Source organism: Saccharibacillus brassicae, assembly GCF_006542275.1.
Classification (GTDB): Bacteria; Bacillota; Bacilli; order Paenibacillales; family Paenibacillaceae; genus Saccharibacillus; species Saccharibacillus brassicae.
In genome coordinates, this window is record NZ_CP041217.1 from 5,107,318 (window position 1) to 5,119,983 (window position 12,666).

12 protein-coding genes are annotated in these 12,666 nt (G+C 52.8%); all 12 read left to right on the plus strand.

Annotated elements, in window-relative coordinates; genetic code table 11:
• Positions 1-105 precede the first annotated feature (105 nt).
• The gene (locus FFV09_RS21335) at positions 106-528 is read left to right on the plus strand and encodes a hypothetical protein (protein ID WP_141449717.1); all 423 of its coding nucleotides are present in this window, start codon (positions 106-108) and stop codon (positions 526-528) included.
• A 134-nt stretch (positions 529-662) separates the two neighbouring features.
• Positions 663-1,385 carry a YebC/PmpR family DNA-binding transcriptional regulator gene (locus FFV09_RS21340; RefSeq protein WP_141449718.1) on the plus strand — a complete coding sequence of 241 codons (723 nt, stop codon included), beginning with the start codon at positions 663-665 and terminating at the stop codon, positions 1,383-1,385.
• 768 nt (positions 1,386-2,153) lie between these two features.
• Complete coding sequence (locus FFV09_RS21345) at positions 2,154-2,390, plus strand: hypothetical protein (protein ID WP_141449719.1); 237 nt, start codon at positions 2,154-2,156, stop codon at positions 2,388-2,390.
• A gap of 24 nt (positions 2,391-2,414) precedes the next feature.
• Entirely contained in the window at positions 2,415-2,564 is a 150-nt protein-coding gene (locus FFV09_RS23905) for a hypothetical protein (protein WP_170315108.1), read from the plus strand.
• Between the two features lie 859 nt (positions 2,565-3,423).
• The gene (locus FFV09_RS21350; RefSeq protein WP_141449720.1) at positions 3,424-4,080 is read left to right on the plus strand and encodes a hypothetical protein; all 657 of its coding nucleotides are present in this window, start codon (positions 3,424-3,426) and stop codon (positions 4,078-4,080) included.
• A gap of 864 nt (positions 4,081-4,944) precedes the next feature.
• The gene (locus tag FFV09_RS21355; protein ID WP_141449721.1) at positions 4,945-5,184 is read left to right on the plus strand and encodes a hypothetical protein; all 240 of its coding nucleotides are present in this window, start codon (positions 4,945-4,947) and stop codon (positions 5,182-5,184) included.
• A 286-nt stretch (positions 5,185-5,470) separates the two neighbouring features.
• Entirely contained in the window at positions 5,471-6,949 is a 1,479-nt protein-coding gene (rhaB, locus tag FFV09_RS21360; protein ID WP_141450571.1) for a rhamnulokinase, read from the plus strand.
• Positions 6,946-8,223, plus strand: a complete 1,278-nt coding sequence (rhaA, locus tag FFV09_RS21365; protein ID WP_141449722.1) for an L-rhamnose isomerase — start codon at positions 6,946-6,948, stop codon at positions 8,221-8,223. The genes rhaB and rhaA overlap by 4 nt, the downstream gene beginning before the upstream one ends.
• Positions 8,220-9,059: a rhamnulose-1-phosphate aldolase gene (gene rhaD / locus FFV09_RS21370; protein ID WP_141449723.1), complete on the plus strand. Its 840-nt coding sequence runs from the start codon at positions 8,220-8,222 to the stop codon at positions 9,057-9,059. The genes rhaA and rhaD overlap by 4 nt, the downstream gene beginning before the upstream one ends.
• Positions 9,060-9,180: 121 nt before the next feature.
• On the plus strand, positions 9,181-9,633 hold the full coding sequence (locus tag FFV09_RS21375) for a chemotaxis protein CheW (RefSeq protein WP_141449724.1): 453 nt from the start codon (positions 9,181-9,183) through the stop codon (positions 9,631-9,633).
• Between the two features lie 1,562 nt (positions 9,634-11,195).
• Positions 11,196-11,765, plus strand: coding sequence for a GNAT family N-acetyltransferase (locus FFV09_RS21380; RefSeq protein ID WP_141449725.1), 570 nt, complete (start codon positions 11,196-11,198; stop codon positions 11,763-11,765).
• 272 nt (positions 11,766-12,037) lie between these two features.
• Entirely contained in the window at positions 12,038-12,643 is a 606-nt protein-coding gene (locus FFV09_RS21385) for a biliverdin-producing heme oxygenase (protein ID WP_141449726.1), read from the plus strand.
• Positions 12,644-12,666 lie beyond the last annotated feature (23 nt).

The following is a 12,666-nucleotide window of genomic DNA, read 5'->3' on the forward strand; positions in this document are numbered from 1 at the left end:
AAGAATGAAAGCCTGTCAACGAATTCGGGCGTTTTTGATCCCGATTGTGATATGCTGGACCTATACGGTCCGCAAGGACTGCCTGCGTAAACGGAGGAGAGGCCCATGTCGGAAGAAGTCAACCGGGTGCACCGGATTCCATTCAGCCGGATCTGCGGCGTACTGGGGATTCGGCAGAAGATTATCAACGTCTATCCGGACCATGTCAACAAATGCGTCGTGGTGGAAACGGACAAAAACGTGCGCAACCCGAGCACCATCATCGAAGTGAAAAATACGTATCTGGACGTGCGGACGATCAGCGCGGAAGAATATAACCGTATGCCGTACACGCCGAACGTGTCGGACAAGCTCAAAGGGCTGCTGAGCGACGCCGAGCGCCGGGCGCTCAAGGAAAGCCTGCATCTGGCGATCGGCGAAGCCGAACATCGCCTGCAGGGGGACTTGTCCGCGGAAGAGCGGGGAGAACGCGAAATTTTTCTGCAAAATGCGCGCCGGGCGTTCAACAAGCTGAGCGGCGATCTATGACCCAAGCAGGGCGGTTTGCTGTGCGGCGGGGGCAGACGGGAGATACGCACTTGTTCCGGTAACTTTTTCACGCTACAATAAACGGGTATGAAATTCAGGCTAGATTCAATCAACGGAAAGCGAGCGGGATAGATATGGGTCGTAAATGGAATAATATCAAGGAAAAGAAAGCTTCCAAAGATGCCAATACAAGCCGGGTATATGCCAAATTCGGCGTCGAAATTTACGTGGCAGCCAAAAAAGGCGAGGTCGATCCCGAATCGAACCGCGCGCTGAAGGTCGTGCTGGAGCGTGCCAAAACCTATAACGTGCCAAAAGCGATCATCGACCGCGCCCTCGACAAAGCCAGAGGCAGCGGCGACGAGACGTATACGGAACTGCGCTACGAAGGCTTCGGACCGAACGGCGCGATGGTCATCGTCGATACGCTGACCAACAACGTCAACCGGACCGCTTCCGACGTGCGCGCCGCATTCAGCAAAAACGGCGGCAACCTCGGCGTCAGCGGATCGGTCGCGTACATGTTCGACGAGACGGCCGTTATCGGCATCGAAGGCAAAGACGAAGAGCAGGTGCTTGAGCTGTTGATGGAAGCGGACGTCGATGCCCGCGACATCATGACCGAAGACGAAGCGGTCATCATCTACGCCGCGCCGGATCAGTTCCACGCCGTGCAGGAAGCGCTGCGCGCATCCGGAATCGAAGACTTCACGGTCGCCGAGATCACGATGCTGCCGCAGACGTTCGTCTCGCTGTCCGAGGACGCGGAGAAGCAGTTCGAGAAGATGATCGACGCGCTGGAAGATCTCGAAGACGTGCAGCAGGTGTATCATAACGTCGACTCGGAAGAAGAATAAGCGGCGGCTTCGGCGCCGATCCTTATTCGGAACCTGTCGATCAACGAAGGAACGGCTTTTGAGCCGTTCCTTTTTTTGCGTCCAAAAAAGACGGGGAGCGGCGGCGGGAGAGGCATCCCATGTAGCAGTGCAAGTTTGCCACGATCGATGTCTACTGCAATCAGGATTATCCGGTCGGCAAAGTTCTTCAATCGCTCGGGCAGAATTTGAACCAAATACGGGTGCAGGAGTTGATAAAATCCAAACAAATAGATTGATCTACAATACATTGACTGCATCGCGCGACAAGTGAACGCTACCTGTCATGTCACGAAAAGCGAAGTGAATGTGGAGCAGATCGCAGGCAGAGCAGAATCCAAACCTGACGAAAGACGATAAGGTAACGCATCGGACGCGAAAGGGACTCGGCGAGGGCAAAGTATAGTGCTTTTCGAAGAGCGGCCGTCGCGCGCAAATCTATTGGCCAGAGAGCAAAGTAAATGGGACCGGCAGTATGGCGGAATGTATGATATCGCGAACCTTATTAAAGTCGAATCGACTTAAGCTTTTTTAAAATAGGCCCAGCGACATCCTTTACAGATAGTTCGAACCAAACTGTTGATCACAAAGATTTTCTGTCTGAATCTTTGACTGACCTCATTTTTAAAGTCCTCCTCTATGATTAATAACTTTCCAGCCTAAACATCGCGGTGATTTACTGCTCGCTATATGGATTATGGCTTGGCAACTGCGCAGCACAAGCTGGTTCAGCTGCTGGAGGAGTACCCGTTGGACGTTATGTTCCGTGACTGGGAGGAAAAGGTGCGCGGCATGAAGGTCTGGTGGCGAGATCAGCCGGCAGTCATTCAATACGTCAATCCAGAGAGTAAAGAACTTTGGATTACCCTGGAAGGTATCGAGCGGTTCTTGGCTCCTCGCAGTTGGGGACAATCGGACTACGAAGAATACGAAGATGGATTGTACGTAGATATGCTTTCGAAGGAGATCGGTTGGTACCGAGAATGACATGAGTCACATAGGGGAATGGAGATGCCGAGAGTTTATATCGATCCGAAATACGTCGACCTGGCAAAGAAGAACGGGATCGGCGAAGGCACGTTCCGCAGCCGGATGAACGACCGTGGCTGGTCGCCGGAGAGGGCAGCGACTACGCCGGTTCAAAAGGCCGGTAACGTTTAAGGTAAATGGAATAAAGCGAATGAGGAAAAGACGGAGGACGAGATCGACTATGCCCGCCGGAAAGAGGTTCCGATCGACGTCCAGCGGAGCAGCCAGCGCGGCGTGAAGATCGAATTCTGGAGCCAAGAAAAGATTGCGGCGCACCTGGCGGCGATTGGTCCGGACAAGAACTTTGAATCGCCCAAACGAAAAGCTCGCAGATCGATATCTTCGCATCGCAAGAAAATCGGTGTGCCAGCGGGCACTATGATAAAAAGGGCAGCAGTCTATAGAAAACATGTGAAAATAATTACATGATAAATTCATAATAGGAATAAATGAATTCCTAAACCCGAAAAACGGGATTTCATAGAGACGATGTGCCTGGCACTTGAGCGCCGAACTGAACGGACGAGTCGGGAAGAGGAAGTGTGGCGTATCTACCGGCGTATGGTTGACGACATTAACACGGCCATCAACTTAATTGCAGACGAAGAAGTTCAGCGCGTGTTGCAAAAGCGATATTTCCGCTTCCGGACTTACAAAACGACGATCTTCCGATTTGCGAGTATGAGCGCACGTACTATGGATCGACGTATTGATAAAGTGGTAGAGACCATTGCTGAGTGCCTTAAATTATGAGGAAATGAAATATTAAAGACCTACTGAGTGGTGTTATCTGCTAAAGGTAAACATTGATTAAATTTTTTTTAAATTGAGTAACTACTTTCTGCATAGACGCGTTATAAAACTAAATCAACTTTTTCAAATACATAGAAATTGATTTTTAAAAAAATCTAAAAAGGGTTTACTTGGGAAAATAAATAGATTTAAAATTCAGGAATATATATTTATTTTTTTGAACCATGGAGGTTTTTTTATGAGAAAACGTTCTTTCATAATTGGATTTTTAATGATTTCAGTAATTATTATCTTGTCTTTCTCGTTTTATAAACAACAGCCCTTTTCATCAGCTAAAGATTTATCTTCAGAAGTCGAAGTTTTAAGTTACGAATCATTTGTAGATTTGAATCAATCCTTTTTCGCGCTGTTAAATGCGGAATATAAAAGTATTATTCAACCTAAAAATCTTGGTGCTACGGTTTATTCTGCTAATGAAGGAGGAGAATGGGCTGAAGGAGAGATGGATTTAATGGGAGGCGATGATATAGCTAGACCTTTAAAACAAAAATATGAACTCATAAATATTAAATCTGGATTTTACACGCAAATTGTGTTGACATATTCCCCACAGCTAACTGAGAAAACTTATTTAAATACAACTCGGATTTATGGAACAGAAAACGAAGATTCTCGGCTGCCTAAAGAAACAACAGTAATGGATCTAGCTATAAATACTTTAAGTTTTCCTGGAACCTTTATTGAAATTTTGACAACACCTATATATGGAAGCAACATGAAGCAAACAAGTGATAAACAACTGAAAATGGTAAATGAAAATGCAGATATCACGCGAACGGTTCAAAAATTTTTCAATCAGCAGAGTAGCTACGTAAATAAGGAAAAGAAAAATTAAATTAGTAATTTGGAGGATTTGAAGATTGTCCTGAGGACAATCTTTTTTTATAAACCAAGAACTGAGCTTAGGGGTTTTTATTCCGAGAATGTTTACATTCAGCTCCAAGATAAAAATATCCTAGCAATAGAAATCAAAAAAATGTAAATAATAAAGGAGTTAAACCATTTGCTAGATCAAGCAAGATCAAGCAAGATCAAGCAAGATGAAGCGTGGCTAGTCGAAGACATTGAAACCATTACGGAATGACTGAAGCTATAGAGATACTAAATGCCTAGCTCGCCGTCAGATGATGAAGAGAATGAAGAAAGCGAGTGGGCGAAATTGTGACGGTAAGTTGAAGTTAACATGGCGCTAAAACGGCGCAAGAACAGACTTACAGTAAGAGACATAGGGAGCAGCGCTCCCGGGTGTCCCTGCTACCCCTTATTCCGGCAGGAATCGTCCACACCGAGTGGAGCTTTTTTTTCTGGCTCCTATGCACAAGTGCGAGCGCCTAAAGAGCGCACGCATATTTAATGGATCGGAGGAATGAACGATGACTCATGGAATTGGAGGAAGTACGCCTAGTATTCATGGAGCAGGTGGTAGTTCGCCCGGAATTCACGGAGCCGGAGGCGGCGCACCTGCAGGTCACGGAGCTGGTAGTGGTGCCTTTAATCATGGTGCGAGTGCCGGCGGATTCTAAGCGATCCAGCAAATACGCTGGATCTTTTCTTTTTTTAAAGCTCCTCTTACGATTGCCCACTATAAATGAGAGCGATAAACGAAATTGATCTTATGGGATTTCGCAAGGCGGCGAGCTGGACTGATCTTCGGTGATCGGCGAAGGGCCACTGCCGTCCATTATGGAAAGGCTGATGAATGGACCAGAAAAGTATTTTGAAAGCAGCGCAAGAAGAATCGAAGCGTACCGGGCTCAGCGTATCCGTGATCATCGGTCTTTGGGACGAAGAAGCCATCTTCGGTACGGCGCCTGCGGCGAAACGTTCGAAGCGGTACATGATTCAAACGACCGGCAAGGTTGCTCAGGCTACGCGCAGAGCGGGTACAGCGATCGGCACGCCATTTAAGAGTATTCTGCCGCGCATCCAACAGAAGTGACCCGCTCCGCCTGGTACATTACCAGAGCTACGGCAAACCAGGCGGCGAATTCAAAAGCGATCCGCGCGCAGCGATCGTTACGGCTGTAGAAGACGGAAAACAAGAGATCGTCAGTCTGTGGGTATTCGCTTTTTATACGAATATTCATTTTTGCAATGTCCGAAAAAAAGAAATAATCCACGGAAAACCACAGATTATAGAAGAGATATTGTTGACTGAAAAGAAGAACGCAGGTACGATAGAAGCACAAGATATGGATTTTAGTCCAACAAGCGGAGGAATGGACATGGCGCAGGCGATCGCCGTCGATATCGGGGCTTCCAGCGGCCGGCTGGTCGCGGGTACCCTGATCGAAGGCAAGTTGGAATTGCAGGAGCTGTATCGTTTTGAGAACGCTTTTACACGCAAAGACGGGCATGATTACTGGGAAGTCGACGCTTTGCTTAACGAGCTGCTGACCGGATTGAACCGGGCCCGGCTCGCCGGCATCGATGCCTGCACGCTTGGGATTGATACGTGGGGCGTCGATTATGTGCTGCTGGACGAAGCGGGGGAGAGACTGCACGACGTCTACGCGTACCGGGATGTCCGGACGGCGGGAGCGCCGGATCGGTTTCACCGCGAGCACCTCGATCGGCAGGCCGTGTACGGCAGGACCGGCATTCGGGAGATGAGTTTCAATACGCTGTATCAGCTGTACGTGCACGATCGCGAGCAGCTTCGGCACGCGCGGCAAATTATGCTCGTGCCGGACTATTTGTATTACCGCCTGACCGGCCTAGCGATCAACGAAGCGACGAACGCGTCCACGACGCAGCTGCTGAACGTACATACGCGGGAGTTCGACGCCGAGCTGCTCGGCCTGCTCGGTCTGGGGCGCGAACAGTTTGCGGCCTTGACGCAGCCGGGGACACGGCTCGGCGGCTTGAAGGCGGAGCTCGCGGAGAGCGGACGTTACCCGGATTGCACGGTCATCGCCGTGCCGACGCACGATACCGCTTCCGCCGTCGTCGGCGTGCCGGCTGCGCCGGGCCGGAGCTGGGCGTATCTGAGCAGCGGCACCTGGTCGCTGCTCGGAGCCGAGCTGGCGCAGCCGCTGAACAGCGAAGCGGCGCGGCAGGCCGGGTATACGAACGAATGGGGCGCTTACGGCACGTTTCGTTTTCTACAGAACATTATGGGGCTGTGGATGATCCAGGAAGTCCGGCGCGAAGAAGGGAGCGGCCGCAGCTTTGCGGAACTTGCGGACCGGGCCGCGCAGGAAGAACCGTTCCGGAGCCTCGTTCCGTGCAACGACGAACGGTTTCTGAATCCGGCCAGCATGACGGAAGCGATCCGGCATTTTTGCCGCGATAGCGGACAGCCCGTGCCGGAAGATGCGGCCCGGTTGGCCCGGTGCATCTTCGACAGCCTCGCTTTTACGTATCTCGATGCCCTGGTGCGCTTGGAAGAGTTGACCGGCGTCTCGTACGACGTGCTGCATATCGTCGGGGGCGGGTCGAACAATCGGCTGCTGTCGCAGCTGACCGCCGATCTGCTGGGCATCGAAGTCCGCACAGGGCCGTCGGAAGCGACCGCGATCGGCAGCATCGCCGTGCAGCTGATCGCGTCCGGCGCGCTCGCGGACGTGGCGGAAGCGCGGCGCGTGATCGCCGATTCTTTTCCGTCCGAGAAGTACCGCCCGAACCCCGTTCCCGGCAGGGAAATGCTTGAGCGGCGCTGGAGAACGTTGACCCAATTGAATCCGAAGGAGAGCTTGCGATGAGGGACAAGGTCGAAACGGCTTATCTGGAAGCCAAACAATTGTACGAACGGCACGGGGTGGACGTCGAAGCCGCGCTGCGCAAGCTTGCGGGCATCAAGATTTCGCTGCACTGCTGGCAGGGCGACGACGTGCGGGGCTTTCTGCGGCGCGGCGACGCGCTGGGCGGAGGCATCGCCGTCACCGGCAGCTATCCCGGCCGGGCGTCGACGCCGGGCGAGCTGCGCTCCGATCTCGAGCTTGCGCTGTCGCTCATTCCGGGCAAACACAAAGTCAATCTGCACGCGATCTATGCCGATACCGACGAAGACGTCGATCTGGACGAACTCCAGCCGCGCCATTTCCGGGGCTGGATCGATTGGGCGAAGCAGAACGGGCTCGGCCTCGATTTTAATCCGACGCTGTTCTCGCATCCCAAAGCCGAAGACGGGTTTACGCTCAGCCATTCCGATCCGGCGATTCGGCAGTTTTGGATCGACCACTGCAAAGCGTCCCGCCGCATCGCGGAGAGTTTCGGCCGCGAGCTGGGGCAGCCGTGCGTCACCAATCACTGGCTGCCGGACGGGTACAAAGACACGCCGGTCGACCGCTGGTCGCCGCGCGCCCGCCTGAGAGAAGCGCTGGACGACATTTTCGCCGACGAAATCGACGAAACGTATAACATCGATGCCGTCGAAAGCAAGCTGTTCGGCATCGGTTCGGAGAGCTATGTCGTCGGCTCGCATGAATTCTATATGGGCTACGCCATGAGCCGGGGCAAGACGATCTGCCTCGACGCGGGCCATTTCCATCCGACGGAAGTGATCTCGAACAAGCTGTCTTCGATTCTGATGTTCGCCGACCGGCTGCTGCTGCATGTGAGCCGCCCGGTACGCTGGGACAGCGACCACGTCATTACGATGGACGACGAACTGCTGGAGATTGCCCGCGAACTCGTCCGCGGCGACCTGCTGCCCCGTACGCATATCGGGCTCGATTTCTTCGACGGCAGCATCAACCATGTCGCCGCCTGGGTGATCGGCGTGCGCAATATGCAGAAAGCGCTGCTGCGCGCGCTGCTCGAACCGGTGGAGCAGCTCAAGCGGATCGAACTTGAGCGGGATTACACGTCGCGCCTGGCACTCGTCGAAGAGTTCAAGTCGTATCCGTTCGGCGCGATCTGGGATCAATTTTGTCGGCAGGCCGGCGTGCCGGTGCGCGAAAAATGGTTGGACGAGGTCAAACGCCACGAGAAAGAAGTGCTTCAGCCAAGAGAAGCCGGGAGGGGAACGCCATGAGTACGATCAACGCCGGAAATACCGCACAGTCGCTTGAAGTGCCGTTTATACGGGAGATGTCCGAGATTACGCAGCATATGTGGCGCAACGGCTGGGACGAGCGCAACGGCGGCAACGTCAGTTATTTGTTGGAGGAAGCCGAAGTCGCCCCTTATTTCGATCTTGAGCGGGTCATTCGCGTGATCGAACCGGCTTTTCCGGTCGGCGAACTGGCCGGCCGTTATTTTATCGTGACTGGCTCCGGCAAATATTTCAAAAACGTGCTGCACGACCCGGCCGGCAATCTTGGATTGCTGCGCGTGTCGGCGGACGGAAGCTTGCTCGAACTGCTCTGGGGATTGGAGAACGGAGCCAGGCCGACGAGCGAACTGGCATCGCATTTTATGAGCCATATCGAACGGCTCAAAGTCGACCCGGATCATCGCGTCGTCATCCATAACCATGCGACGCATGTGCTGGCCATGACGTTTATCCATGAGCTCGACGAAGCGAAGTTCACGAAGACGCTGTGGGAAATGTGCACCGAATGTATCGTCGTGTTCCCGGACGGAATCGGCATCATTCCGTGGATGGTGCCGGGCTCCAACGAAATCGGCCGGGCCACGGCGGAGAAGATGCGGGAATACCATTCGGTCATATGGCCGCAGCACGGCATCTTCGGCACGGGCACGACGATCGACGAAGCGTTCGGCTTGATCGAGACGATTGAAAAAGCGGCCCAAATCTATATGCTGGTCGCGCATCATCCGATCAAGCAGCGTATTACCGAGCGGCAGCTGTCCGATCTGGCAGCGGCCTTTGGCGTTACACCGCGTCCGGGCATTCTGGATTTGTAATTGTGGATTTGTAATTCTGAATTTGACGACGTACCTGTTCTTCATTCGCCCGGTTCCCGTATGCGGAACCGGGCGAATCGTGTACACTAAGGACAAACAAGCGAAGGAAGGGGCTGCGACGATGTTCCAAGATAACGCCGAGCAGTTTGTCGTGTTCAAAATCGAAGGGGAAGAATACGGTCTGCCGATCGGCAGCGTACTGCAAATTTTGACCGTGCCCGCGGAAGTGCCGGTCTCGGATTATTATTCGGCCGTGCGCGGCATGATGAAGATCCGGGGCAAGATCATGCCGATCTTCGACGTCCGGTTCGCGTTCGGCTTCGACGAAGCGCCGGCCGATCCCAAGCAGCGGCTGCTGCTCGTGCAGTTGGGCCGGCTTCACGTAGGCTTGATCGTGGACGAAGTGACGGAAGTGCTGCAGACCGGCGCACAGGCGCCGCAAATCTCCGACGGACGCAGCCGGGGCAAACGGGCGGGTACTTTCTTTACGGGGATGTACAAGACGAACGACCGGATCGTCATGCTGTTCGATTTGCAGGAGATGCTCGAAGAAGAAGGGCTGAATGTGGAATAAAAAAGTACGCACACAAATACCCCCGCATCCTTGAATTAACAAGACTGCGGGGGATTATTCGTTATCGTTCGTATTCAATTTTCTTCGTTCCTCCTGAACATCCAATCCACATGCTTGACATGGTGAACAACTAACTTGTGTTCCAGTCTTGCCGATTGCCGGCTGCTTCACAGCTGTCGCCAATCGTTTAGCGGTTCGATATTTAAAATTTGTATAGCCCGGGTCGTGCATCCGAACTCCGTCTCATCGGAGCTTACCGCATATTCGCGGTCGTACCATGTCGTCTTGCATATGGGGGGTGAGTTCCCGCATACATCGATTTCACGAAAAACTTTTTCACGTAAGTTTTTCCCGGGTGAGAATCGTTGCAGTATGCTTCGCTTACGCTATTGCATTGGAATCCTGCTCCTCTCTACGCGAGGCCTAATCCTGCTCGAAACGGCTTCTTCCGATGAACAATAGTTTCCCTTTGGTTTGACAGCCTGATGGCTCGCATTAAGCGTCTTCTGGATCGTCGTGTCCAGTATGCGACGACAACGGCCTGCCTGCCTGACCTATTGCATTGGAATCATGCTCCTTTTTTGCAAGGCTTCTATGCCTGCTCGAAATCGCGCTTCCTTCTACAATTGTACAAGTTTTCTTCAAGTCGTCACCTTAACCTTTATGCTTTTTTTCGAACTCTTGCTTCTTGCTTGGGTGCTGCATGAAACGTTCGGTCTTCCATAATAGCGAATTGCGACGGGCGGCTCTGAGTTTCCCACATACCTGATTTTACAGGAAGGTGCTGTCACGTACGCCTCCTTGACGTAAAACCACTCAGTATGCTTCGCTTACCTGTGTCATCGGAATCTTCTCCTTTCGCAGATCCAAACTTCGCTTCTGCTTGCGGACATTTCCGTCATCACGTTCAAGCTTCTGAGTTCCCGCGTATCCTCGATCTCACGAAAAACGTTTTCACGTACGTTTTTCACACGTACGTTTTTCATGCGTGAAAATCGGTCATCGATACGCTTCGCTAACCTGTTTCATCGGAATCCTGCTCCCTTCATCCAAGATGATTACCTTACATCTCGTTTGACCGGTCTTCATTCTTCCGTCCTTGACAATGGTCTACGGCGAGTACCGAAGTGTCCCGCATACCGGATTCTCCGAAAGACGTTTTCACGGGCGTCTTTCTATTAAGGAAGAGCTTCACGGATATGCTTCGCTTACCCTAGTCCATTGGACTTGTCCCTCCTTTACGGATGTTGGAAAAAGTCTTGGATTGGCACCGGCGCGTTCTTCGTTTTGTATTGTGTAGCTGCGAAGCGTCGCTGGTGTTGATCCCATATTAACCCGGGCGGGAGAAAAGTAAAACGTCTGTAAAAAGATGAAGATGTTTGTAAACGGAGATCTGGGAGAGTCACCTCTTTCAATCTTCCTCAGACGCAAAATAGCGCTTTATTTTTCCGTTTTGCTCGTTCTTGATAGCGAGACAGCTCCAAAAGGACGCCAAGTGGGTAATAAGCGACATGGGCAACAAGAAGGGCAACAAGTGTTAGATCCGAAGGAGGGCGAACGAAATGAGCATGTTGAAAACGATCAAGACGAGCATCAGCGATACGAAGCAGGCGCTCGACGGTATCAAAGCGTCCATGGACGGACTGAAAACGGAAGTGGATACGCTCAAAGGCAATATGGAACAGGTGCAGACGCAGGTCAAAGAAAAGCCGGCGAAGTTCAAGGCGTCCCTGTCTTATTTGAAACTGGGTATCGGCGACCTCAAATCGGAGGTAACCGGAATCAAGCAGGGCGTCGCGGGGATCAAGGACGCGGGCAAAGACAAAGAGCCGGCCGGTTCGATCATCGCGGGCGCGCAGTTCGTGCGCGAAGCCGACGGCTTCAAGCTGAAGCGCGCAGGCGAGACGATCGGCGAGATCACGTACGCGGAAGGTCCGGAACCGGACACGTGGATGGCCAACCATACGTACGTCGACCCGGAATACCGCGGCGGCAGCGTCGCCAAGCTGCTGCTCGACCGTCTGGTGGAAGAAGCGCGCCTGCAAGACAAGCGTATCTTCCCGGTCTGCTCCTATGTAAGGGCACAGTTCAAACGAAATGACGAATATCGGGACGTGTGGCACGAATATTGAGCCGACCGCCTTTTTGTGAGCCTTTTGAAGACCGGACGATTTCGGCATTCAAAAGGCTTTTCTTTTTATCGAAACGGTATAAAAAAGAAACCGGCGTTGTGCAAATAATTTGTGCAAAGCACTCTTTTTTTCAACGCATAAATCGGTTATTCTTAATGATACGGCAGAACTTTCAAACGCTTAATTAAATTCATGATCGTTGGGGCGAGGTATGGCGGCTCCCGGGCTGTCGTTTTGTGTTTCGTTGCGACCGTAAGGAGAGAACAGACAGAATGAAACTTCATATTTTGGAACGGCTCAAAGCCGAAAGCGCGCCTTACCACGATCAGGTGGAGTCGAATCCGTACGCCGCCGGCATCATGGCGGGTACGTTGGACTTGGACGCATATACGCATTACCTGGAATTATTCTATGGATTTATCGCTCCGCTCGAAGAGCAGGCGGAAGCTTCGGGCGCGCTGGACGCTTCCGGTTACGATCTGGCGGACCGGCGCAAGACCCCGATGCTGGAGCAGGACCTGGGGCATCTGGGCTTGAGCCCCGAGCAGATCCGGGCCCTGCCCCGCTGCTCGGACCTGCCCGACGTATCGACGCCGGGTAAGCTGCTCGGCTGCTTCTACGTCATCGAAGGGTCCACGATGGGTGGACAGATGATTACCCGCCAGCTGTCCAAGACGCTTGCGGTCAGCCCGGAAGCCGGACTGCGTTACTTCAACGCTTACGGCGCCCAGACGCGCGAACGGTGGAGCGCGTTCCGCGAACGTCTGGCGGAAGCGGGCGCGGACGAATCCCGCAGCGACGAGATGACCGAAGCGGCGATCTCCACGTTCCGTCTGCTTCAGCGGTGGATCGACGCCGATCTCACCGCGCCGCGTTAGGTCAACGGAAATAACAGCAAGAA

What these genes read in the sequence shown, in the direction of transcription:
- FFV09_RS21350 (WP_141449720.1), top strand. Translation starts at nt 3,424, where the DNA reads ATGAGAAAACGTTCTTTCATAATTGGATTTTTAATGATTTCAGTAATT.
- FFV09_RS21380 (WP_141449725.1), top strand. Translation starts at nt 11,196, where the DNA reads ATGAGCATGTTGAAAACGATCAAGACGAGCATCAGCGATACGAAGCAG.
- FFV09_RS23905 (WP_170315108.1), top strand. Translation starts at nt 2,415, where the DNA reads ATGCCGAGAGTTTATATCGATCCGAAATACGTCGACCTGGCAAAGAAG.
- rhaD (WP_141449723.1), top strand. Translation starts at nt 8,220, where the DNA reads ATGAGTACGATCAACGCCGGAAATACCGCACAGTCGCTTGAAGTGCCG.
- FFV09_RS21335 (WP_141449717.1), top strand. Translation starts at nt 106, where the DNA reads ATGTCGGAAGAAGTCAACCGGGTGCACCGGATTCCATTCAGCCGGATC.
- FFV09_RS21375 (WP_141449724.1), top strand. Translation starts at nt 9,181, where the DNA reads ATGTTCCAAGATAACGCCGAGCAGTTTGTCGTGTTCAAAATCGAAGGG.
- FFV09_RS21385 (WP_141449726.1), top strand. Translation starts at nt 12,038, where the DNA reads ATGAAACTTCATATTTTGGAACGGCTCAAAGCCGAAAGCGCGCCTTAC.
- rhaA (WP_141449722.1), top strand. Translation starts at nt 6,946, where the DNA reads ATGAGGGACAAGGTCGAAACGGCTTATCTGGAAGCCAAACAATTGTAC.
- rhaB (WP_141450571.1), top strand. Translation starts at nt 5,471, where the DNA reads ATGGCGCAGGCGATCGCCGTCGATATCGGGGCTTCCAGCGGCCGGCTG.
- FFV09_RS21355 (WP_141449721.1), top strand. Translation starts at nt 4,945, where the DNA reads ATGGACCAGAAAAGTATTTTGAAAGCAGCGCAAGAAGAATCGAAGCGT.
- FFV09_RS21340 (WP_141449718.1), top strand. Translation starts at nt 663, where the DNA reads ATGGGTCGTAAATGGAATAATATCAAGGAAAAGAAAGCTTCCAAAGAT.